Raw genomic sequence first — 22,547 nt, 5'->3', positions numbered from 1 at the left:
CGCAGGAATAAGCATGCCAAATAGCTCGCACACCCCCGCTCTTATCTGGGCCGGTTTCATTTCTCTGGCGCTTGCCATGGGTATTGGTCGTTTTGCTTTTACGCCCTTGCTGCCCATTATGCAAAAGGATATTGGGCTGGGGCTGGCGCAAGGGGGGTGGCTGGCTAGTGCAAACTATCTCGGCTATTTTGCCGGTGCGCTGACAGCCGCTTTTCTGCCATGGAGCGCAAGCACCCTTCTCAGGGTCGGCCTGCTGCTGGTGGCGCTCACCACAGCGCTAATGGGATGGACATCGACCTGGTCAACCTGGATTGCCTGGCGTTCTATTGCGGGGGTGGCCAGCGCCTGGGTGCTAGTGGCAACGGCATCGCTATGTTTGGCACGGCTGACGGCAGCGGGAACGCCTCATAAGGCAGGCTGGGTATTTGCCGGTGTAGGCGGCGGCATTGCGTTCGCCGGCCTGTTGTGCATGGCTGCCGACCTGCGTGGCGTCAGTTCCAGCCATACCTGGCTGAAACTGGGCGGTTGGACAGCAATTGGCCTGTTGGCGACTTACCCACTTTGGAAGATCCCAACCAACGCCCCCTCTGCCAGCACCGTTCTGGCGCGCGGCAATGACCATAACCATTTCCGACTGATACTGTGCTACGGCCTGTTTGGTTTTGGGTATATCTTGCCCGCCACCTTTCTGCCCGCCCAGGCGCGTATTCTTCTTAATGATGAGGCCATTTTCGGCTTGGCCTGGCCTGTGTTTGGCCTGGCGGCGGCGGTTTCTACCCTGATCTGCGGTTTATTGCTGAAGCGGTTTTCGCTGCGCTTCCTGTGGCTGCTTTCTCAATTGTTGATGGCTGTCGGTGTGGTGATTCCTGCTGTGCTGCCCAGCCTGGGCAGCATCATTATTGCTGCGGTCTGCGTGGGTGGCACTTTTATGGTGATCACCATGCTGGGCATGCAGCAAGCCCATAACTCGGGCGGCACCAGGGCACGTGTGCTGATCGCCAACCTGACGGCGGCTTTTGCCTTGGGGCAGTTGGCCGGGCCGGTGATGTTCAGCTTGGCGAACAAGCATCTGGGCGCCACGCTGGACGGTTCGCTTTATATTGCTTGTGCCGCCCTGCTGCTTAGTTGCCTGCTGCTGTTGAAGCCTTTTCCCGAGCAAGCCCCCGCGCAGTAGTCAGATTGTTAAGCGCGTAAAAAAAGCCCCAGCCAATTTTCCGGCTGGGGCTTCGATGGTGCTTGCGTTAGTGGGATCAGTCGGCGCGGTAGTTCGGCGCTTCCTTGGTGATCTGCACATCATGAACGTGGGATTCGCGCACGCCGGCAGCGGTGATTTCCACGAATTCCGCCTTCTTGCGCATATCTTCGATGGTGGCGCAGCCGCAATACCCCATGGACGCCCTGACACCGCCCACCAACTGGTAAATGATGGCCAGCACGCTGCCCTTGTAGGGAACACGGCCTTCAATGCCTTCGGGCACCAGCTTGTCGACGTTGTTGGACGGGTCTTGGAAGTAGCGGTCGGCGGAACCATCGGACATGGCGCCGAGGCTGCCCATGCCACGATAGGACTTATACGAACGCCCTTGGTACAGCACCACTTCGCCGGGAGATTCTTCGGTACCGGCAAACATGCCACCCATCATGCAGGTGGAGGCACCGGCCGCCAGCGCCTTGGCAATATCGCCTGAATAACGAATGCCGCCATCGGCAATCAGCGGCACGCCTGTGCCATCCAGCGCCTCGGCGACATCGGCAATCGCTGAGATTTGCGGTACGCCGACCCCGGCCACAATGCGGGTGGTGCAGATCGAGCCAGGGCCGATACCGACCTTGACCGCATCGGCGCCCGCTTCAACCAGCGCCCTGGCTGCAGCGGCCGTGGCGATATTGCCGCCAATGACCTGGATGCGTGGGTAGTTTTCCTTGACCCACCGCACGCGGTCGATCACGCCCTTGGTGTGGCCGTGAGCGGTGTCCACCACAATGGCGTCAACACCAGCAGCCGCCAGCTTGGCCACACGCTCTTCCGTGCCTTCACCTACCCCCACCGCTGCGGCGACGCGCAACTGGCCGTGAGCGTCTTTGCAGGCATTGGGGTGGGTGGTGTTTTTAACGATGTCCTTCACTGTGGCCAGGCCACGAAGTTGAAAGGCGTCGTTAACGATGAGCACGCGTTCGAGGCGATGCTTGTGCATCAGCGCTTGCGCTTCTTCCAGCGTGGCGCCTTCGTGCATGGTGACGAGTTTTTCTTGAGGGGTCATGACCTGCCTGAGAGGCAGGTCGAGCCGGTCTTCAAAGCGTAAGTCGCGGTTGGTGACAATGCCCACCAGTTTGCCGCCATCGACCACCGGCAAGCCGGAAATGCCGTGTTCGCGCTGCAAGGCAATGGCGTCGCCCACCAACATTTGCGGGGTGACCGTGATGGGGTCGATCACAATACCAAACTCGTGACGCTTGACGCGGGCCACTTCCCGGGCCTGTTCGTCGGCAGAGAGGTTTTTGTGAACCACACCGATACCGCCTTCCTGCGCCATGGCAATGGCCAGGCCGGATTCTGTGACGGTATCCATGGCGGCAGACACCAGAGGAATGTTCAGGGTGATATCGCGCGTGAACCGGGTGGACAGGTTGGTATCGCGTGGGAGAATGTCCGAATATGCAGGCACCAACAGGACATCATCGAATGTCAGTGCTTTCTTGATGAGACGCATGTACGAGCTCCGGGCAAAGATGAATTGTACCGTGATAAGCCGCTTCAGCCTAACTGAACGCGGGCGTTGCGGAACATCCGCATCCAGGGGGTGTAGCCGCCATGCGGCTGATCTGCCCCGCCCTGGTCGGCAGGCCCCCAGCGCTCAGGCGCCCAGGACATCATCACATTGCGCGTCGCCCGTTCGGGGTGCGGCATCATGATGGTGAAGCGACCATCGGCGGTGGTCACGCCTGTGAGGCCGTTGGCGCTGCCATTCGGGTTATACGGGTACTGCTCAGTTACCTTGCCGTGGTTGTCCACATAGCGCAGTGCGGTAATTACCTTGGAAGCGTCGCCCTGGCGCTCGAAGTTGGCAAAGCCTTCGCCGTGCGCGGTTGCGACCGGCACAATCGTGCCCGCCATGCCTTGCATGAATAACGAGGGCGACTCGGGGATTTCCACCAGCGTGACACGCGCTTCGTATTTCTCGGAAATATTGCGGGTGAAGCGCGGCCAGTGCTCTGCCCCGGGGATCAGGGAAGCCAGGGCGGCCAGCATCTGGCAGCCGTTACATACCCCCAAGGCAAAGGTGTCGCCACGGCCAAAGAAGGCCGAGAACTGGTCCGCCAGCATGCTGTTGAAGCGGATGCTGCGTGCCCAACCTTCGCCCGCGCCCAGCACGTCGCCATAGCTGAAGCCACCCACGGCCACGAGGCCTTGGACGTCGTCCAGGCGGTTGCGGCCTGAGATGAGGTCGGTCATGTGAACGTCAAGCGCCTCAAAACCGGCCTTGTCGAAGGCCCAGGCCATTTCCACCTGGCTGTTGCAGCCCTGTTCGCGCAGAATGGCGACGCGAGGCCGCTTGCCGGTGGCAATAAAGGGCGCAGCGATGTCTTCTTGCGGGTCGAAGGCCACGCGTACCTGCATGCCCGGGTTGGTTGTGTCCTTCCACAGGTCGAATTCAGCTTGAGCGCATTCGGGGTTGTCGCGCAGCGCCATAATGCGGCGGCTGACTTCGGCCCATTGCTGGCCCAGCTCTGCGCGGGCGCGTTGATACACGCATTTGCCGTCGCGGAAGATCTGAATTTCATCCACGGTGTTCAAGCCGCCAATGACATAGCTGTTTTGCGACAAACCTGCTTCGCGCAGGCGACGCAGCACGTTGTCGCGCTCGGTGCGGGACACTTGAATGACAGCACCGGCCTCTTCGTTGAACAAGGCCTTAAGGGTGAGTTCGTCGCGCTGCACGGCCACCTGTTCGGGGCGGATTTTGTAGTCGCCCCAGTCTTCGGCATGGGGGTCGATGGTGAGCAGGTCGAGGTTAAGCGACACACCCACATGCCCCGCAAAGGCCATTTCAGACACGGTAGCCAAGAGGCCGCCGTCGGAACGGTCGTGATAGGCCAGCACCAGGCCGTCGGCTGCCAGCTCGCGCACCGTACGGAAGAAGGTGGCCAGCATGTCGGCGTCGTCGATGTCCGGCACTTCCGTGCCCACGGCACCGTAAACCTGTGAAAGAACCGAACCTGCCAGGCGCTGCTTGCCTGCCCCCAAATCAATGAGAATAAGGGAAGTATCGCCACAATCGGTGCGCAGTTGCGGGGTTAGCGTGGCACGCACATCACCCACAGGAGCGAAGGCGCTGACCACCAGCGACACCGGCGCGCAGACTTCGCGTTGCTCACCGTTTTGCTCCCAGGTGGTACGCATGGAGAGGGAATCCTTGCCCACGGGAATAGACAGGCCTAGCGCCTGACACCATTCGCTGGCCGCCGACACGGCGTCGTAAAGGGCGGCATCCTGGCCCGGGGTGCCGCACGCGGCCATCCAGTTGGCGGACAGCTTGATATCTTCAAGCGCACGCACATCAGCGGCCACCAGGTTGGTCAGCGCTTCGGCCACAGCCATGCGGCTGGCCGCAGGTGCATCCAGCACTGCCAGCGGCGAGCGTTCGCCCATGGACATCGCTTCGCCACGCACGCTTTCAAAATCGGCCAGCGTCACGGCGCAATCCGCCACCGGCACCTGCCAGGGGCCGACCATTTGGTCGCGACTGGTCAAGCCGCCGACAGCACGGTCGCCAATGGTGATGAGAAAGCTCTTGCTGGCGACTGTGGGGTGGCGCAGCACTCGTTCAATGGCTTCGCCTAACTCAATACCTACGACGTCGAACGGTTCACCTTCGATGGTTTCTCGCGTCACATCGCGCGTCATGCGCGGTGCTTTGCCCAGAATGACATCAATGGGTACATCGACCGGGCGCAGTTCGCCTTCGGCCCGAGGCGTGATGGCTTCAGCTACACCTGGCAGCCCTTCGCCGTGCGTGACACGCAGTTGGCGCTCTTCAGTGGCTACGCCGACAACCGCATAGGGACAACGCTCACGTTTGGCCAGGGCGTCGAACCGTTCGAGGTCTTCGGGCAGAATGGCCAGAACATAGCGTTCCTGCGATTCATTACTCCAGATTTCCGCTGCCGACAGGCCAGACTCTTCCAGATGTACTTGCTGTAATTCGAAGATGGCGCCCCGCCCTGCGTCGTTCACCAGTTCAGGAAACGCGTTGGACAAGCCGCCCGCGCCTACGTCGTGAATGGCGATGATGGGGTTGTGTTCGCCTTGTTGCCAGCAGCGGTCAATGACTTCCTGAGCGCGCCGTTGGATTTCCGGGTTGCCGCGCTGCACGGAATCGAAATCAAGCTCTGCGGTATTTGCGCCTACGCTCATGCTGGATGCTGCGCCACCGCCCATGCCAATACGCATGCCGGGGCCGCCCAGTTGAATCAGTAACGCACCGGGAGGCAGAGGATCTTTGTGTGTGAGGCGGCTATCGATAAAGCCCATGCCGCCTGCGATCATGATGGGTTTGTGATAACCCCAGCGGCGGCCGCCCGCATGCTGTTCAAACGTGCGGAAGTAGCCCAGCAGATTGGCGCGGCCATATTCATTATTGAACGCTGCCGCCCCGATGGGGCCTTCAATCATGATGTCCAGCGGCGAAGCAATGCGGTCGGGCAGACCATGAGGGCGCTCTTCCCAGGGCTCCAGGGCATCTGGGAAACGCAGGTTGGATACCGTGAACCCTGCCAGGCCGGCTTTGGGCTTGGAGCCCCGGCCCGTTGCGCCTTCATCGCGGATCTCGCCGCCGGAACCGGTTGAGGCACCCGGAAAGGGAGCAATGGCTGTGGGGTGGTTATGGGTTTCCACCTTCATCAGGGTGTGGACTACAGCCTGATGGTGGCCGTAGCGGCCTTGGCTATCTTTAGCGCCGGCATGGAACAAAGTGGCGGGACCGCCTTCCATAATGGCTGAGTTATCGGAATACGCGACGACGGTGCCGCGCGGCTGAGCCGCGTGGGTGGCGCGTATCATGCCAAACAGGGTGTTTTCTTGCGGCTGACCGTCAATGACCCAGGTGGCGTTGAATATCTTGTGGCGACAGTGTTCGCTGTTTGCCTGCGCGAACATCATCAGTTCGACATCGGTGGGGTCGCGCCCCAGCCCCGTGAACGCATCGGCCAAGTAATCGATTTCGTCTTCCGACAAAGCCAGGCCAAGCGCGGTATTGGCTTCTTCCAATGCCTGGCGCCCTGCGCCCAACACGTTAACCGTTGTTGTGGGTTTGCCAGGCAGCGAGGCGAACAGCGCCTGGCCGTCAAAGGCGGTATCAACCACGGTTTCTGTCATGCGGTCGTGCAGCAGGCCGGCGATTTGCGCCAGTTGGGATTCATCCAGCGATTTGCTGCCCAGCAGGCCACGTTCGGGTGTGATGGTGTAGCGCACGCCGCGTTCGATGCGTCGCACAGCGGCTAAGCCGCAGTTATGAGCGATATCGGTGGCTTTGCTGGCCCACGGCGACACCGTGCCAAAGCGTGGGAACACACGCAGAACCAGCGTGTTACGGCCTTCTGACTTGGTGTTTAGGGGAGTGCCGTAATCGAGCAGGCGCTCCAATTGGCTTTGAGCGGCGTCATCCAAGGGAGATTCAAGCCATACGTAATGTTCGTACTGGCCGGAAATATCCGCCACGGGCAGGCCAAGGGCCGAGAAACGTTTAAGGAGTTGTTCACGACGGAACGAGGACAGGACGGCTGAGCCGGGAAAATGCAGAATGGAGTTCACTGTGTACGGAGTGCGCGCAAAGGGTGGACTGAACCTCCCATTTTACCCCTTCCACAGCCCTCCCGGCGCCCGAGCCCAGCGTACCTCAAGATTTCACCGCTGGAACCGGTGATCCTCACCTTGGCACAGCCGTGAAGCACCCGCTGAGTTCAGGCTTGTGGCTCGGGGTAATGCACTTCCAGAATGTCGAGCTCTTCCACCCCGCCCGGTGTGCGTAAGACGACGGTATCGCCTTCATGCGCTTTAGTCAGTGCGCGTGCCACCGGCGAAATCCAGCTGATACGACCTTGCAGGGGCTCGGCTTCATCTACGCCCACGATGGTGACGCGGAACTCTTCGCCAGCGGAATCGGAATACACCACCGTCGCGCCGAAAAAGACTTGATCGCGATTGGGCTGGGCAGCGGGATCGACGACTTCTGCAATTTCCAGGCGGCGAGTGAGAAAGCGGATGCGGCGGTCGATTTCGCGCAAACGCTTTTTCCCGTAGAGGTAATCGCCGTTTTCGGAACGGTCGCCATTGGAAGCGGCCCATGACACGGTTTGAACAACATCGGGGCGTTCAACGTTCATGAGATGTTCGAGTTCCGCCCGCAGTCGGGTATAGCCGTCGCGGGTGATGTAATTCTTTGCCCCTGCTGGCAGGGGCGACGCTTCCAGTTCGAGATCGTCGTCGTCCTGCTGTTGGTCTTCCTTAACAAAAGCCTTACTCATTTCAATACCTTTGAACCTAAACCCAGTCGTGCCAGACAGGAGTGAGATCGTCCGGCATAGCGGGCAGCCGACCCAGGTCGAGGCGGTTTTCATCCGGGCCGTGAAAATCTGAACCGCAAGAAGCCAGAAACCCGTATTGCCGGGCGACGTCAGCGTATTCGCGGTACTGGTGCGGCGCATGGCTGCCGGTCACCACTTCAATGGCCTCGCCCCCTAATTCGCGGAATTGGGTGAACAAGGCGTCGAACTGCACCGGCGTGTAGTTGTAGCGACCGGGGTGCGCAATGACAGCTCGCCCGCCCGCCTGCAGTATCCAGTTGACGGCCTGCTCCAGCGTAGACCACTGCATGGGCACATAGGCCTGGGAATCTTCACCCAGATAGCGTTTGAATACTTCGGAGAGATTGGCGCAATACCCTTTCTCCACCAAATACCGGGCAAAATGCGTGCGGCTGATCAGGGCCGGGTTACTGACATAAGCTAAAGCGCCCTGATAGCTGTTTTCAACGCCCATGGCGTCCAGCCGGCGCCCCATTTCTTCGGCGCGTTCAGAACGGCCCACGCGAATACTGCGCAACCCTTCGACCAGGCCGGTATGCGTATCGTCAACATTCAGGCCCACAACGTGAACGGTATGGCCGGCCCAGGTAACGGAAATCTCCACCCCGGCGATAAAGCGCATGCCCAGCGCCTGCGCCTGCGCACGCGCTGCAGGCACGCCATCCAGAATGTCGTGATCGGTCAGCGCCCATAAGGTCACCCCGTTATCATGGGCGCGACGGGCCACATCCTCGGGTGCAAGCACACCGTCGGACATGGTCGAATGGCAGTGAAGATCGGCTGAGATGATGATGGCATCCTCCGTGAACGACTTAACAGGCGCTGAGAATCAGCGGGCCTGTTCTTCCAGCAAAAATGCGGCAACCGCCTCGACCTGGTCGTCAGAGCGCAAGGTGGGCGCATGCCCAACCCCGGGAAATGTCAAACCACGCGCCAGTACATTGCGCTTCTGCATTTCCTGCAGCCCTTGCTCAGTAAGCAGGTCGGAGGTTTCGCCGCGTATCACCAGCACAGGTTCGGCAAGGCTTTCAAAGCCGGCCCAGAGTACGGCTTCCGCCCCTTTAAGCACCGTGGCGTCCTGTTGGGCGATGGGTTCGGCGATACGCAAATCGTAATGTTTGCGCCACTTGCCATCTTCCTGATTGAAGATGTGGCGCGTCAGTGCTTGCCAGCCGGCGCTGTCGTGCGGGCCAAAGCCCTGCGACACGCTTTTCACATATTCGACCGCTTGCTCGAAGCTGTCAAATATTTCTTCCTTGCCCACATATTCAGAGATACGCGCCAAGCCACTATCGTTGATTGTGGGGCCGATATCATTCAAAACCATGCGGCCCAGAGTTAGGGTTTGGTCATTGCTCAGGCGAGGTTCCGGCTTGGCGGGGCGCAGCGCGGCAGAAGTGGCTAGCCCGGCTGCCAGCCCCATGCCAATTAAGCCGCCCATAGAGGTGCCTACCCAGTCGAGGCGGCCGGGTTTCAGCCGCGCAATAAGCGTCAGCATGTCTGACACATATTGGGGAATCGCGTAATAGGATGGGTTGATCAGCCAGTCGGAATGCCCACGCCCGACAACATCCGGGCAAACCACGCGGTATTCCTTGGCCATGCGTGCGGCCAGAACATCGAAATCCCGGCCGCTGCGGGTCAGGCCATGGACGCAGAGCAGCACCTTGTCGTTGTGAGGGTCGCCCCATTCCCAATAGGCCATGCGATGCATGCCCGCCGGGCTGGCGCACATCACATAATTCAAACGGGGTTCAACAACGTAGGGGCTGGGCACTTCGCTCATTGCATCCTCGTGAGATGGAAAACGGACTCCTGATTGTAAGCCCAGGGGCGCGAACAGCCCCGGGCTGGACCAACAGAAGCCCGCCACCTTCTCACTGCGGCCTGCGTATTTACTGCACAAACAGCAGGGACGGGCATTCCAGCAGCCCCCGTATGCATTGGATGAATTCCGCCGCATGCATGCCGTCCACCACGCGATGATCGAAAGAGGATGAGAGGTTCATCGTTTTTCGAACGACGATGGCGCCATTCATGACAACGGGCTTTTCCACCACCCGATTGACGCCAACAATCGCCACTTCGGGGTAATTGATAACGGGCGTGGACACAATGCCGCCCAAGGCCCCCAGGCTGGTCAGGGTGATGGTGGAGCCGGAGAGTTCATCTCGATGCGCCGAGCCATCGCGGGCGGCTTGCGCCAGGCGGCGGATTTCGCCTGCACAACCCCAGAGATCATAGGCTTCGGCATGGCGCAGCACCGGCACCATCAGCCCCGAATCGGTTTGCGCGGCCACCCCCAGGTGGACGGGTACATACCGCGACACCACGCCTTTTTCGTCGTCAAACCGCGCATTCATTTGCGGAAAATCATTAATGGCCAGCACCATGGCGCGCACGATAAACGGCAATAAGGTCAGCTTGCCGCGCGACTCGCCCCAACGCTGGTTCAGTGTCTGGCGCAGAGCTTCGAGCTCTGTGACATCGACCTCCTCAACGTAGGTGAAGTGCGGAATTTGCCGCTTGGACTGCTGCATTTTTTCTGCAATCTTGCGACGCAGCCCCACGACAGGAATCTCTTCCACTCCTTCGCGGCGTGTGTAAGCCACGGTTGGCGCAGGCGTGAGCTTGGTGTCGCCAGCCGAAGCACCCGCCCCGCTTTGCCGCAACCAATTATCGAGATCTTGCTGAGTGACCTGCCCTTGCGCGCCAGTGGCGGGAACCACTTGCAAGTCGATGCCTGCTTCCATGGCGCGGCGCCGAACCGCGGGCGAGGCCAGCGGACGCCCCTGCGCCACAGCTTGGTGTTGTATGTGCTGAGGTGCTTGTGCTGGCGGCTGAGCTTGAACCTGCTCGTCCGTGGCTGCAGCGACCTCCGGCTGGCCGTTCGCAGCAGCCCCAGTCATGGTTGCGGCTGCCGAGTCAGACGCCGCTTCCTCCTGAGGCAGGGCTTCTTGCGACTCACCTGAGTCGGCATCGGGCTGACTGTTTAGATCGGCCTCGGGTTCGGGTGCGACCCCTTCCCCGGCCATATGATCTTCGCCCTGCACCTCGGTTTCTACTGCCGGGGTTTCGTCTTCTGCCACATTGCCTTCGCCCTCGACTTCCAGGCGGATCAGCTCGGCGCCTACTGCCATGATTTCGCCTACGGCGCCGCCTAAAGCCAGCACCGTGCCGTGCACGGGCGACGGCACTTCCACCGTGGCCTTTTCCGTCATGACTTCAGCCAGTACTTGGTCTTCAGCAACCGTGTCGCCTTCCTTGACCATCCACTCCACCAGCTCGACTTCTGCAATCCCTTCGCCGATATCCGGCATTTTGATGACATATATGCCCATGTCAGTGATCTCCTTGAATTGTGGACTCGTTTTCCGGAATCAGCGGCGGCAGCGCAGGCTCGCCGGTGATCAGCCTTCGCATGGCGTTGGCCACGCGTTTGGGGCTGGGGAAGTAAGCCCACTCATGGGCATGGGGGTAAGGCGTATCCCACCCGGTGACGCGCTCAATGGGCGCTTCCAGGTGGAAGAAGCAATGTTCCTGCACCAGCGCCGCCAGTTCGGCGCCAAAGCCGCTGGTCAGCGTGGCTTCGTGCAGAATCAGGCAATGGCCGGTTTTGCGCACCGACCGCACCACCGTTTCAATATCCAGCGGCCACAAGGTGCGTAGATCGATAATTTCGGCGTCGAGCCCGGCTTCTTGGGTTGCCGCCTCGGCCACATAAACCATGGTGCCGTAGGTGAGAATCGTAAGCTGGTTACCCGGGCGGTGAATGCTCGCCAAGCCCAAGGGAATGCTGTAGTAACCCACCGGGACATTACCCATGGGATGGCGCGACCAGGGCACGACGGGTTTGTCGTGATGGCCGTCGAACGGGCCGTTGTACAGGCGTTTAGGCTCTAGAAAAATCACCGGGTCGTCGCATTCGATGGCGGCAATCAGCAGCCCTTTGGCGTCGTAAGGGTTGGAGGGAATCACGGTGCGCAGCCCGGCCACATGGGTGAACAAGGCCTCCGGGCTTTGACTATGGGTTTGGCCCCCGTAAATGCCGCCGCCCGAAGGCATACGGATGGTCAGCGGTGCGGTGAAGTCTCCCGCGCTGCGGTAACGCAAGCGCGAGGCTTCGGAAACAATTTGATCGGTGGCCGGGTAGAAGTAATCGGCAAATTGGATTTCCACCACCGGGCGCAACCCATAGGCGGCCATACCTACTGCGGCCCCGACGATGCCCCCTTCCGAGATCGGCGCATCAAACACGCGTTCTTTGCCGTGCTTGGCTTGCAGGCCTTCAGTGCAGCGGAACACCCCGCCAAAGTAACCAACGTCCTGACCAAACACCACCACGTTGGCGTCGCGTTCCAGCATGACGTCCATTGCGGAGCGCAGCGCCTGAATCATGGTCATGGAGGCCGTCTTTCCTGCGTTTTGTTGTAGATTCGTCATCGCTACACCCCCAATTGCTGACGCTGACGGCGCAGATGCCAGGGGACATCCGCGTACACATCTTCGAACATGGTTTCCACACTGGCTGTCTGGCCGGTAAGCAGCGAGCCATGGCTTTCCGCTTCTTTCTGCGCAGCGATGACTTCTGCCTCGTATTGCTTTTGCGTGGCGTAATGCTCTTCTTCCGACCAGTGGCCGATGCGAATCAGATGCTGTTTCAGGCGCTCAATAGGGTCGCCCAGAGGGAAACGCGCCCAGTCGTCGGCGGGGCGGTATTTGGATGGATCGTCGGAGGTGGAATGCGGGCCGGCACGGTAGCTGACCCATTCGATTAGCGTCGGCCCCAAATTATTGCGGGCGCGCTCAATCGCCCAGCGCGACACAGCCACCACGGCCAGGAAATCGTTGCCATCGGCCCGCAAGGACACAATGCCGCTGCCCAGGCCACGGGCGGCAAAGGTGGTGCGCTCACCCCCGGCAATGGCCTGGAAGGTGGAAATCGCCCACTGGTTATTGATGACATTCAGCACCACCGGCGCCTGATAAACGTGGGCAAAGGTGAGCCCGGTTTGGAAGTCAGCCGCCGCCGTGGCGCCGTCGCCGATCCAGGCCGAGGCAATGCGTGTATCGCCCTTAATGGCCGAGGCCATGGCCCAGCCCACCGCCTGCACGAACTGCGTGGCCAAGTTGCCGGAGATGGAGAAAAAGCCTTGTTCCCGCATGGAATACATCACCGGCAACTGACGACCCTTGAGCGGGTCGCAGGTATTGGAGTAGAGCTGACACATCAGCGCAGAAAGCGGAACATCGCGGGCGATAAGGAGGTTTTGCTGCCGATAAGACGGAAAACACATGTCGCCGGCTTCCAGCGCCAGTGCTTGGCCTGTGCCAATGGCTTCTTCGCCCAGACTTTGCATGTAGAAGGAGATTTTGCGCTGGCGTTGCGCAATCATCATGCGTGCGTCGAACAGGCGGGTCTTGATCATGACCTGCAGGCCCTTGCGCAGGAGTTCGGGGTCGATGGCAGGTTCAGCCCAGGGGCCGACCGCCTGGCCGTCATCATCCAGCACGCGGATCAGAGAAAAAGCAAGATCGGTATTTTCGCGGTGGCCGATATCGAGTGCAGGCTTGCGCACTTCGCCAGCCGCACTCAAGGGCAGGTAGGAAAAGTCAGTAGCGTGGCCGGGACGCCCGGAAGGTTCCGGCACGTGCAGCCGCAATGGCGGGGTTTGTCTCATAATGCCTCGGAAAATCTTGTGGAGTTTTCGTGTAGCCGGGCGCCTGCCTGATGCTGGCGCCCTTGTTTTTGTATGGCCTCTTGTGAAGGTTGGTTTCATCATCGCGCATCTGCTTGTTCTGTGCAAGACGGGCAAACCATGATTTCACTCTGACCAATAGCGCGAGCGGCGATCTCTTTCGGCTTCGACCTTCAACCCACCCTTGGTTGAGCGAGCAATAATCGCGCCATCAAGGCCGGTGTCCCAGAACGCTGAACCGTGCGCCTGCCAGCGCCGCCTCACCGCACTAGCCGGGTGGCCATAGCGGTTCCATCTTCCCGCCTGAGCAATCGTGTGCTGCGCCCGGGTCGCCGCTACAAAAGGCTGGGCCGAGGAATAGCGCGAGCCGTGGTGGGCGGCCAGCACAATGTCCGCAGCATCGAGGCCGCGCTGCACCAGCGCTTTTTCTTCGTCGGCGCCGATGTCTCCCGGCAACAAGATGGAATGATGTGCGCCCTGAACACGCAACACGCAGGCATTGCGATTGCGTTCACGCGTATCGGCGCCCAAGTCTATGCTGCCCTCTCCCGGTGGCCAGAGAAACGCAAAGCCAACGCCATCCACCCGCCATGACAGCCCATGAAAGCAGGGGCTGGCCGCCTTGGGCATTGGCGGAAGCTCGCGCCCACCCAGCAAACCACCTTCATGAGTCAGCCAGGCGGCCAAGTCAAATGGCGTATAGGACTGCTCCACAGGCAGGCTTTCAAGTACGCTGCGTACACCGCCAACGTGGTCCAGGTCGGCATGTGACACAACGAGAACATCCACTTTCTTGATACCTTTGGCCCGCAAAAACGGCACGAGATTCCGTTGCGCGGCGTCGGCATCCGGCGAGTACCGCACCCCGGTGTCATATACCAGCGTTTGGCTAGCCGTACGCAGCACCACAGCGCTACCCTGCCCGATGTCCAGGGCGTAAAGATCCCAATCCCCCGGCTCCAGCCGGGACGGCAGCCAAACAAGAACGGGCAGCATAAAAGCCCAACCCAAATACCGGAACGGGAAGCCGCGTGGCAGCAGGGCGATACCTACACCCAGCATGGCAAACGCCGTGGCCCACCAGGGGGCCGCCGCCACCGGCAGGCTGGCACCCGGCAGCCCGGCCAGCCATTCAGTCGGCCACATACACAGTTGCAACAACGCATGGGCCAGCCATGCTACAGCGCCCACCGCAACCTCCAAGCCGGGCACCAGCGCCATGCCCGCCAGCAGCAGCGCCAACGGCGTAACCAGCATGCCGATAATCGGAATGGCGTAAGCATTCGCCAATGGAGACACAATGGATATCTCGCTAAACAGCAAAGCCAGCGGCGGCAGAAGCGCCAGTGTCACGCAGATCTGCAACCTCGCTGCCGCATGCAGCTTGCGCACCACCCTTGGCAGCCTGCCTTGCGGCGTGAACGCGCCCCGGCCCCACCAGCCTGTGGCGGCCATCAGCACATACACTGCCAGAAACGACAACCAGAATCCTGCAGACAGCGGTGCCCAAGGGTCCAACCCCACCACCACAAAAGCGGCCGCCGCCAGCACATGGCTGGGGCTCAAAGGAAGGCGCAAAGCCAGCGACACCCCCATCACCAGCAGCATGACAAAGGTGCGGCGTGCTGGCACGCCCCAGCCTGCCAGCAAGCAATAAAGCCAGGCCACCAGCAACGCCACCCAGGCTGAGGCCAGTTGCGCGGGCAGCCGCTCCGACAAGCCGCGGCCCCGCCAACGCAAACGTCGCCATGTAAAGTTCACGGCGATGCCGGCCAGCACAGCAATCATGGTGACGTGGGAACCACTGATTGAAACCAAGTGGGTCAAGCCGCTGCGGTTGAAGGTGAGCCAATCGGCAGCGTCCACACTCGCTTGGTCCCCAATCGCCAAGGCCAGTAGCACCGCGCCCCATCGTTGCTCAGCGATATAAGGCAGCATGGCATCGCGCACATAATGCCGGGCACGTTGCGCCACGACTGACACGCTGGCCCACGGCTCATCCCCAATTTGCACCGGCGTGCCACGCACGGTACCCGTTGCGCGGATGCCCTGAGCAAACACATGGCCTTCATAATCAAAACCGTGGGGGTTACGCGAGCCATGCGGTTTACGCAGAATCAGCGCCATCCGCCAAACCTGCCCTGGGAGGATTTCCGGGAACTCCGTATTGCCGCCCCGCCCTGGCCGTCTCCCATAAGGCCCGGCAAAATCCCCGGAATTCCATCTCACCTGAATGCGACCGGGCACGCCCTGCGGAATGGACGACAGCACGTCTGCCACGAATATCCGGCTTTCCGGCTCCAGCCGCGGCAGCTCGGCCACCCGCAGCACCACCCGCGTAACCTTGTCTTCGTTGGAGGAGTCCAGCACATCGGCCAGGCGAGCCTCCACCCGGGCCGTTCCATAGGCCAACCCCACCGCCCCGGCTGCCAAAAACCATAACAGCGACCCGGCAAGCAACAACCGCGAAACGATTACGCCGCGCCGCGCATACCAGCCCCACCACGCGGCCACCACAATCAGCAGAGCGGAACCACACACCCACAGTGCAACTGGCGGCGGTTCGGGAAGGAGATGCACCGCCCCCACGCCACCCGCAAACGCCAATAAACAGAGTCGAGTGATTGCCACGCTGAAGCTCCAAAAGCCCCAGCGTAATCAGAAATAAAGGCTCAAGCTACTCCTAGAGAATGGCATTGTCCAGCTCGGGATTTACGCAACTGACCCGCACCATCTCTGCCTCATTTTCGAGCTAACGAGAGGTGCTGCCCGCCAATTCGATCATTACGCACACAGCCAAGAATGAAAGAGATCCACTCACTGAAACCCGCGCCTATGGGGTCGGCCCCCACAGCGCACTCCTATTTACTGAACGGGTTGGGCAGATTGCCCTGAAGAGCTAGAGTCGGAGTCAGGGTAAAAACACAGGAAAACCAGAATCGTCGCCTTGAAAAGGATCACGTACACTGCGCCCCATGTTACGCATAGAAAACCTTAGCAAGCGGTACGGCGACCACCTGGTGTTTCAGGGGCTGAACTACACGTTTTCACCCGGCTGTGTGGTGCTGAGCGATGAAGACAATACCGGTAAGTCCACCCTACTGAACATTTTGGCAGGGGTGATGGCGGCCGACTCCGGAGACGTCTGGGTAAACGGCCATTCAATGGCGTGCGCCCCGCAAGTGGCCAAGGCGGCGCTGGCTTATGTGCCAGACAATTGTTTGGCGTTTCCCCAACAGACCGGGCGCGAATGGCTGCAACAGGCCGCGCGGGAAAAAAACACGCAGCTCGACGAGACCGCACTGGGTCTGGCCGACAAGCTGGGGTTGGCAGAACACCTGGACAAGCGCTTTGAGCAAATGTCCACCGGCACACGCCGCAAGGTATTCCTCGCGGCCTGTGCTTTGGGCCGCCCCGCCGTCATTCTTGCGGACGGCCCCAGCAACGGGCTGGACACCCCCGCCCGCGCCATATTGGCCGAACAATTCAGAGTTTGGGCGCAAGACCGGGTGGTTTTGTTTGCCAGCCACGATGCTCAACTGGTTGAGGCGTGTGGCGCAAAACCGCTAAGTTTGGATGCACTGCGCGGCTAAAGGCTCAGCCAGCAATATGCCCTGTTTGCAAGGGCGCCCGGCCCGATTGAGGCGCTTGCAACACGCTGCCATCTTGCCGCCCGACCTAACCCGCTAACCGTGGCAGCACGCGTTGCGCATTGCGGCCAGTGGCTGCCACCACCTCTTCGTAACTCAGACCGCGCAACGTTGCCAGTTCGCGCCCGATGCGCGCCACCTGAGCAGGTTCGTTGCGCGGCGGTTCCCCACCCGGCTTGCCCAGCCAGGCGGGCGGAATGTCTGGCGCATCCGTTTCCAGCACCAAGGCTTCGATCGGCAGGCGGCCGGCCAGGCGGCGAATCTGTAAAGCGCGCTCAAATGTCATGGCCCCGCCAAACCCCAGAGCAAACCCCTGGCTGATGAATTGTTCAGCCTGCTGGAAGCTGCCGTTGAAGGCATGAGCGATGCCGGTCACCCCTTCATGGCGGCGCAGGTATTTCAGAATATCGTCTTGTGAACGCCGCACATGTACGATGACAGGCAGCTGAAAACGCTGGGCCAGCTTCAGTTGCGCATCGAAATAGCGTTCCTGCTTTTCCCTCATGGCGGGCGCTTTGAGGTTAGGCAGAAAAAAGTCCAGGCCGATTTCCCCAATGCCTACGAAACGCGGGTCGTCCAAAGACGCTTCCAGACACTGTTCAAGGAATTCTAAGTCGTCCTCTTGGGCGTCAGGCACTGCTATGGGATGGATGCCCAAGGCGTAATACCCGCTGGCAAACCGCCGCGCGAGTGTTTGCACGGCAGAGAAGTTAGCCCGCTCCACAGCCGGTATGACAATGGCGCCAACCCCTTGCTGCCCGGCCCGCTTGATAACGAGGTCGCGGTCTTCGGAAAACTCCACGGCATCAAGGTGGCAATGAGTGTCAATCAGCATTCTTCCTCCTTACCGGGCCAAAGGCTGCTCCATCGGACACGCATCAGGAATCGGCAAGCTGCCCCTTTTCTATGAGCAGTTGTCGGTGAGCCAGCGCTGCCAGTGCCGGGTCATGCGTCACGATGGCAAGGGCTGTGCCAAACTCCTGGTTCACGCGTAGCAGCAGTTCAAACATGCTTTCCGCCGTGTAACGATCCAGATTGCCAGTGGGCTCGTCGGCCAGCACACAGCCGGGGCGCGTCACCAGCGCCCGCGCCAGAGCCACACGCTGGCGCTCCCCCCCAGACAATTGCCCGGGGTAATGGTCCATGCGGTGCTCCAGGCCCACTTGCGCTAGAACCTCACGCGCTTGTTCACGTGCTGCATTGCGTTTGTCCCGCCGCACAATCAAAGGCATGGCGACGTTATCCACGGCGGAAAATTCCGGCAATAGATGGTGAAACTGGTAGACAAAACCCAGACGTTGGTTACGCAAGCGGCTGCGGGCGCTTTCATTCAGGCCGTCCACCCGCTTGCCATCGACTTCAACATGGCCAGAGGTAGGGGTGTCGAGCAAGCCCAGCAAATGCAGCAAGGTGCTCTTCCCCGAACCTGACGCCCCGACGATGGCCACCATTTCACCTGCGCCAATATGCAGGCTGACGTCGCGCAATACTTCTACGGTGGCCCCACCTTCGGTATAGCTTTTAACGAGATTTTCGGCTCGCAGCACGGGGGGAGTGGTGGAAACTTCAATCATGACGCAATACCTGTGCAGGCTGCAGGCTCGATGCCCGCCAGCTCGGATAAAGAGTAGCCAACAGCGACAGCACCAGAGACGTCACGCCAACCACGATGATGTCCTGTGCCTGCGGTTCGGAAGGCAGTTCGCTGATGAAATAAATCTGCTGAGGCAAAAATTCAATGCCAAGCAAATTCTCGATAAACGGCACGATAACGTCCACATTAAAGGCCACTAACATGCCCAAGCCCAGGCCCAGTGCGGTGCCCACCACGCCGATCAAACTCCCCTGAACCAGGAAAATTCGCGCGATTTCGCGTGGCGTAGCGCCAATGCTGCGCAAAATGGCAATATCGGAACGCTTGTCTTTGACTGCCATCACCAGAGAGGACAGCAGGTTGAAGGCCGCCACCGCGACAATCAGCGTCAAGATAATGAACATCATGCGTTTTTCAGTCTGCACGGCAGCAAACCAAGTGCGGTTGTTCTGAGTCCAGTCCTGTGCGAGAAACCCGCGCGGCAAAGCGGCCTCAAGGCGGCTTGCCACTTGCGGCGCGGCCTGCATGTCGGCAATGCGCAGCCTCACACCACTGGTGCCGCTGTCGCGGAATACCCGGGCGGCGTCCTCCACATTCATGAAGGCCAGCGCCGAATCATATTCATAATGGCCGGTGGAAAACACACCAGAAACCGTGAACTGGCGCATGCGGGGGGTAAAGCCCGCAGGTGATATCGACCCCTGGGGCGCCAGCACCATAATGGTATCGCCCAAGTTGACACGTAAAGCCCGTGCCAGCTGCAACCCCAGGGCGATGCCAAAGCTGCCGGGTTGAAGGTCGGCAGCACTGCCCACCATAAACTGTTGGGAAAGCTCAGACACGGCGTCTTCCTGGGCCGGATCAATGCCGCGCAGCTGCACACCCTGTAATGCCTGGCCACGCGCAATCATGCCTTGCGCCGCCACAAAGGGCGCGGCGCCCTGCACCGCGGGGTCGTTACCGACCTGAGCGGCCAGATCCTGCCAGCCTTCCAGCACCTGCTGGTGCGGCACCCCTGGCGCATACAGCTCGATATGCGGCAGCACGGAAAGCATGCGGTCGCGTACTTGCACTTGAAAGCCATTCATCACCGATAACACGATGATGAGCGCAGCCACCCCCAGCGCGATGCCGGCCATGGAGCTGGCGGCAATAAAGGAAACAAAACGGTCGCCCGAACGGCCCCGGCGGCGCGATCGCGCCAGACCGGCGTAACGCGCGCCTATCCAGAATTCATAAGACATGCTCTGAAGCCACCTTGGTCGATAATCACTACAATACGTGGAATGCAGATCGTACTACCTGGAGCGCTTCCTGACGCAGCCATTGCACAGGAACTAGCCTCCCACCTTGAAAAAAACGCACCGCATCTGGCCGCTTGGCTGGCCAGTGCGCAGGCAGACGTTACACCTGCCCCGCCCGCCGATACCTTCTGCACGCCCTACGAATACTGGCTGCTGCAGCACCATGGGTTCAGAGCGACTGACAATCAGCCCCCCAGCGCTGGCCTGGCCGCCGTGCATGCCCGCCATGCGGGCATAGCGTCTGACGCCGCCACCCCGCTATGGCTGGGGCAACTGGTTCACGTCGCGCCGTCGCGCGATGGTGCAGCATTGATTCCGGGCAATGAGCTGGAAATCACGCCGGAAGAAAATGCCGCGCTATTTGATTCAGCTGCGGAATACTTTGCCGACAGTGGTTTTACGGCTACGAAATTTGACACCCTGCACTGGCGTCTCACCCCCCCGCCCGACTACCAGCCCGCCTGCGCCAGCCCGGCGCTGGTGAGCATCACCTCGGTTAACGACTGGTGGACGCAAGATGTTCAAGGCCGCCCCTGGCGTCGGCTGGTGAATGAACTGCAAATGCTGTGGTTTGATCATCCCGTCAATCAGCAACGCGAAAGCCGTGGGCTGCGCCCGATCAACAGTGTGTGGCTGTATGGCGGTGCGGCGCCCTCGCAGTTGGAAGCCAGCGCAAGCGATACCCCTCGCGTGCTGCGTAGCCTGAATGGCCCGGCCCTTGTGCAAGATTGGGGCAGTTGGCTGCAGGAACTTGAAAAACTGGATCGCCAGGAATTCGCCCCGCTGGGCAGCATGCCCACGCTGGTGCTAACCGGCACCCAACGGATTGTTGAACTCACGCCCGCCAAGTCTGGCTTTCTGGCCCGGCTGTTTGGCGGCCAAAAACAGAACTGGAGGCGCTGGTGGTCCGCGCACAATTGATTAATCGCGCCGACAACCCGGCCAACCGTCAACGCCTGGAAGCCGCAGGCATCCACCCTCTGCTGGCGCGCCTGTGGGCCGCCCGCGGCCTTGACGACCCGGCCCAGGCCCAGCCCACCTGGGCGGCCATGATTCCGCCGCCGCATTTAACCCACGCAGAACGCGCCGCTGCTTTGTTGGCCGACGCCATTGCCGCCGGGCGCCGCATGTTGGTGGTGGCCGATTACGACTGCGATGGTGCGACAGCCTGTGCCGTGGCCTTGCGGGCTTTGCGTCGCATGGGCGCCACCGTCGATTTTTTGGTGCCGGATCGCTTTGAGACGGGCTATGGCTTGTCGCCTGCCGTCGTAGATTTGGCCACCGCTCACCCCGCAGGCAAGCCAGACTTACTCATTACAGTCGATAACGGCATTGCCAGCATCGACGGCGTTGAAGCAGCGCACCAGGCAGGCATGGACGTCATCATTACCGACCATCACCTGCCGGGTGATGATTTGCCCAGTGCACTGGCCATCGTCAACCCTAATCAGCCCGATTGCGGCTTTCCTTCCAAGCATTTGGCGGGCGTGGGGGTGATTTTCTACCTGATGCTGTCGTTGCGCGCCGAGTTACGGCGTCGCGGCGCCTTCACCGACAACGGGCCGCGCCTGGATGACCTCTCCGACCTCGTCGCCTTGGGCACGATTGCCGACGTGGTACGGTTAGACGCCAACAACCGGCTGCTGGTCACGCAAGGCTTACAACGCATACGTTCGGGCCGCATGCAAGCCGGGGTACGGGCGCTTTTTGAGGTGTCGGGCCGCGAGCCGCGCAACGCCACCGCCTTCGATCTAGGCTTTGCCCTGGGGCCACGCATCAACGCTGCGGGCCGCCTGGCCGATATGAGTCTGGGCGTACATTGCCTGCTCACCGATGACGCGGCACAAGCACAAGCGTTAGCACGCCAACTCGACGCCATCAACCAGGAGCGCCGCGATATCGAACTGAACATGCGTGAAGAAGCCCTCAATGTGCTGACACACGAAGCCCCGGCCCGCGCCGCCAGCGTTTGCGTGTATCACCCGGATTGGCATCAGGGTGTGGTGGGCTTGGTGGCCTCCCGGCTCAAGGAAACCTACTGGCGCCCGGCTTTGGCGTTCGCCCGTAATGAAGACGGCACCTTACGCGGCTCGGGGCGCTCGGTTCCCGATGTCCACCTGCGCGATGTCCTCGACCTCGTTTCCAAGCGCCACCCGGGCATTATTCTGAAGTTCGGCGGTCACGCCATGGCGGCCGGCCTGACCCTGGTGGAGTCGGCCTACTCACGTTTTGTCGATGGGTTCGATGCCGCCGTGCGGGAGCTCTCGGGCGCCGAACGCTTCGAGCCCATTATTGAAACCGACGGCTCGCTGGAGCCCGATTTTGCCACCATCGAAGTAGCGGGCCTGTTGCAGGAACAAGTATGGGGTGCCGGCTTTCCCGCCCCCGTGTTTCGCGACACGTTTACGGTGCTGCACCAGCGCCTGCTTAAAGGCAAACACTTGAAGCTGTTCTTGCAGCGCGGCGCCCAACGCTTCGATGCCATCTGGTTCAACCACGCAGACACCTTGCCAGAACGGGCGGAACTCGCTTACCGCCTGGATCGCAACGAATGGCAGGGGCGGGTTTCGGTGCAACTGGTGGTTGAGCATGCTTTAGCCGCCTGATCCGTGCAACCTTGACCCGCCGGACAGAGCACGTATGCTGACACGGTAATGCCCGACGGCTTGAACGGCAAAATGCCTGCAAGCCGGCACCGGTTGCTATGATTCACCCA

The 22,547-nt window shown here is 60.7% G+C and carries 16 protein-coding genes; 4 read left to right on the top strand and 12 right to left on the bottom strand.

Annotation, left to right across the window (positions count from 1 at the left end; genetic code table 11):
* The first annotated feature begins 13 nt into the window (after nt 1–13).
* On the top strand, nt 14–1,174 hold the full coding sequence (locus tag VRY85_RS04050) for a YbfB/YjiJ family MFS transporter (protein WP_414597325.1): 1,161 nt from the start codon (nt 14–16) through the stop codon (nt 1,172–1,174).
* A gap of 76 nt (nt 1,175–1,250) precedes the next feature.
* Here the strand turns inward: VRY85_RS04050 and guaB are convergent, their stop codons facing one another.
* The 9 genes from guaB to VRY85_RS04005 form a co-directional block, all read right to left on the bottom strand.
* Nucleotides 1,251–2,711, bottom strand: coding sequence for an IMP dehydrogenase (gene guaB, locus VRY85_RS04045; protein WP_414597324.1), 1,461 nt, complete (start codon nt 2,709–2,711; stop codon nt 1,251–1,253).
* 44 nt (nt 2,712–2,755) lie between these two features.
* On the bottom strand, nt 2,756–6,811 hold the full coding sequence (purL, locus tag VRY85_RS04040) for a phosphoribosylformylglycinamidine synthase (protein ID WP_414597323.1): 4,056 nt from the start codon (nt 6,809–6,811) through the stop codon (nt 2,756–2,758).
* A gap of 149 nt (nt 6,812–6,960) precedes the next feature.
* Entirely contained in the window at nt 6,961–7,524 is a 564-nt protein-coding gene (greB, locus tag VRY85_RS04035; protein WP_414597322.1) for a transcription elongation factor GreB, read from the bottom strand.
* A 16-nt stretch (nt 7,525–7,540) separates the two neighbouring features.
* Nucleotides 7,541–8,371: a 3',5'-nucleoside bisphosphate phosphatase gene (locus tag VRY85_RS04030; RefSeq protein ID WP_414597493.1), complete on the bottom strand. Its 831-nt coding sequence runs from the start codon at nt 8,369–8,371 to the stop codon at nt 7,541–7,543.
* A gap of 42 nt (nt 8,372–8,413) precedes the next feature.
* On the bottom strand, nt 8,414–9,370 hold the full coding sequence (locus VRY85_RS04025; RefSeq protein ID WP_414597321.1) for an alpha/beta fold hydrolase: 957 nt from the start codon (nt 9,368–9,370) through the stop codon (nt 8,414–8,416).
* Between the two features lie 109 nt (nt 9,371–9,479).
* On the bottom strand, nt 9,480–10,925 hold the full coding sequence (locus VRY85_RS04020) for a dihydrolipoamide acetyltransferase family protein (protein ID WP_414597320.1): 1,446 nt from the start codon (nt 10,923–10,925) through the stop codon (nt 9,480–9,482).
* Nucleotide 10,926: 1 nt separating this feature from the next.
* The gene (locus VRY85_RS04015; RefSeq protein WP_414597319.1) at nt 10,927–12,027 is read right to left on the bottom strand and encodes an alpha-ketoacid dehydrogenase subunit beta; all 1,101 of its coding nucleotides are present in this window, start codon (nt 12,025–12,027) and stop codon (nt 10,927–10,929) included.
* A gap of 2 nt (nt 12,028–12,029) precedes the next feature.
* The gene (locus VRY85_RS04010) at nt 12,030–13,265 is read right to left on the bottom strand and encodes a 3-methyl-2-oxobutanoate dehydrogenase (2-methylpropanoyl-transferring) subunit alpha (protein WP_414597318.1); all 1,236 of its coding nucleotides are present in this window, start codon (nt 13,263–13,265) and stop codon (nt 12,030–12,032) included.
* 144 nt (nt 13,266–13,409) lie between these two features.
* A complete protein-coding gene (locus tag VRY85_RS04005) occupies nt 13,410–15,914 on the bottom strand; it encodes a DNA internalization-related competence protein ComEC/Rec2 (RefSeq protein ID WP_414597317.1) in 2,505 nt (834 codons plus the stop codon).
* A 344-nt stretch (nt 15,915–16,258) separates the two neighbouring features.
* Here VRY85_RS04005 and VRY85_RS04000 point away from each other — a divergent pair, with 344 nt between their 5' ends.
* A complete protein-coding gene (locus tag VRY85_RS04000) occupies nt 16,259–16,876 on the top strand; it encodes an ABC transporter ATP-binding protein (RefSeq protein WP_414597316.1) in 618 nt (205 codons plus the stop codon).
* A gap of 85 nt (nt 16,877–16,961) precedes the next feature.
* Here VRY85_RS04000 and VRY85_RS03995 read toward each other — a convergent pair whose 3' ends face one another.
* From VRY85_RS03995 to VRY85_RS03985, 3 genes are read right to left on the bottom strand one after another with little or no spacing between them, the layout of a single operon-like run.
* On the bottom strand, nt 16,962–17,768 hold the full coding sequence (locus tag VRY85_RS03995) for a TatD family hydrolase (RefSeq protein ID WP_414597315.1): 807 nt from the start codon (nt 17,766–17,768) through the stop codon (nt 16,962–16,964).
* Between the two features lie 43 nt (nt 17,769–17,811).
* Nucleotides 17,812–18,507 (bottom strand): lipoprotein-releasing ABC transporter ATP-binding protein LolD, encoded by a 696-nt coding sequence (gene lolD / locus VRY85_RS03990; RefSeq protein WP_414597314.1) that lies wholly within the window; start codon nt 18,505–18,507, stop codon nt 17,812–17,814.
* Nucleotides 18,500–19,771: a lipoprotein-releasing ABC transporter permease subunit gene (locus tag VRY85_RS03985; RefSeq protein ID WP_414597313.1), complete on the bottom strand. Its 1,272-nt coding sequence runs from the start codon at nt 19,769–19,771 to the stop codon at nt 18,500–18,502. Before VRY85_RS03985 ends, lolD begins: the two co-directional genes overlap by 8 nt.
* A gap of 42 nt (nt 19,772–19,813) precedes the next feature.
* Here VRY85_RS03985 and VRY85_RS03980 point away from each other — a divergent pair, with 42 nt between their 5' ends.
* Entirely contained in the window at nt 19,814–20,752 is a 939-nt protein-coding gene (locus VRY85_RS03980) for a hypothetical protein (RefSeq protein WP_414597312.1), read from the top strand.
* Nucleotides 20,734–22,437 (top strand): single-stranded-DNA-specific exonuclease RecJ, encoded by a 1,704-nt coding sequence (gene recJ, locus VRY85_RS03975; protein ID WP_414597311.1) that lies wholly within the window; start codon nt 20,734–20,736, stop codon nt 22,435–22,437. Before VRY85_RS03980 ends, recJ begins: the two co-directional genes overlap by 19 nt.
* Nucleotides 22,438–22,547 lie beyond the last annotated feature (110 nt).

This window comes from Achromobacter sp. F4_2707 (assembly GCF_047501535.1).
In the GTDB taxonomy this organism is placed as follows: domain Bacteria; phylum Pseudomonadota; class Gammaproteobacteria; order Burkholderiales; family Burkholderiaceae_B; genus Yanghanlia.
Note: the sequence above shows the minus strand (reverse complement) of the source record. Positions and strands in the feature narration are given on the sequence as shown.

Bases quoted from the DNA above. Each gene is read 5' to 3' on its own strand.
- VRY85_RS04050 (WP_414597325.1), top strand. From the start codon at position 14: ATGCCAAATAGCTCGCACACCCCCGCTCTTATCTGGGCCGGTTTCATT.
- guaB (WP_414597324.1), bottom strand. From the start codon at position 2,711: ATGCGTCTCATCAAGAAAGCACTGACATTCGATGATGTCCTGTTGGTG.
- greB (WP_414597322.1), bottom strand. From the start codon at position 7,524: ATGAGTAAGGCTTTTGTTAAGGAAGACCAACAGCAGGACGACGACGAT.
- VRY85_RS04025 (WP_414597321.1), bottom strand. From the start codon at position 9,370: ATGAGCGAAGTGCCCAGCCCCTACGTTGTTGAACCCCGTTTGAATTAT.
- VRY85_RS04020 (WP_414597320.1), bottom strand. From the start codon at position 10,925: ATGGGCATATATGTCATCAAAATGCCGGATATCGGCGAAGGGATTGCA.
- VRY85_RS04015 (WP_414597319.1), bottom strand. From the start codon at position 12,027: ATGACGAATCTACAACAAAACGCAGGAAAGACGGCCTCCATGACCATG.
- VRY85_RS04010 (WP_414597318.1), bottom strand. From the start codon at position 13,265: ATGAGACAAACCCCGCCATTGCGGCTGCACGTGCCGGAACCTTCCGGG.
- VRY85_RS04000 (WP_414597316.1), top strand. From the start codon at position 16,259: ATGTTACGCATAGAAAACCTTAGCAAGCGGTACGGCGACCACCTGGTG.
- VRY85_RS03995 (WP_414597315.1), bottom strand. From the start codon at position 17,768: ATGCTGATTGACACTCATTGCCACCTTGATGCCGTGGAGTTTTCCGAA.
- lolD (WP_414597314.1), bottom strand. From the start codon at position 18,507: ATGATTGAAGTTTCCACCACTCCCCCCGTGCTGCGAGCCGAAAATCTC.
- VRY85_RS03985 (WP_414597313.1), bottom strand. From the start codon at position 19,771: ATGTCTTATGAATTCTGGATAGGCGCGCGTTACGCCGGTCTGGCGCGA.
- VRY85_RS03980 (WP_414597312.1), top strand. From the start codon at position 19,814: ATGCAGATCGTACTACCTGGAGCGCTTCCTGACGCAGCCATTGCACAG.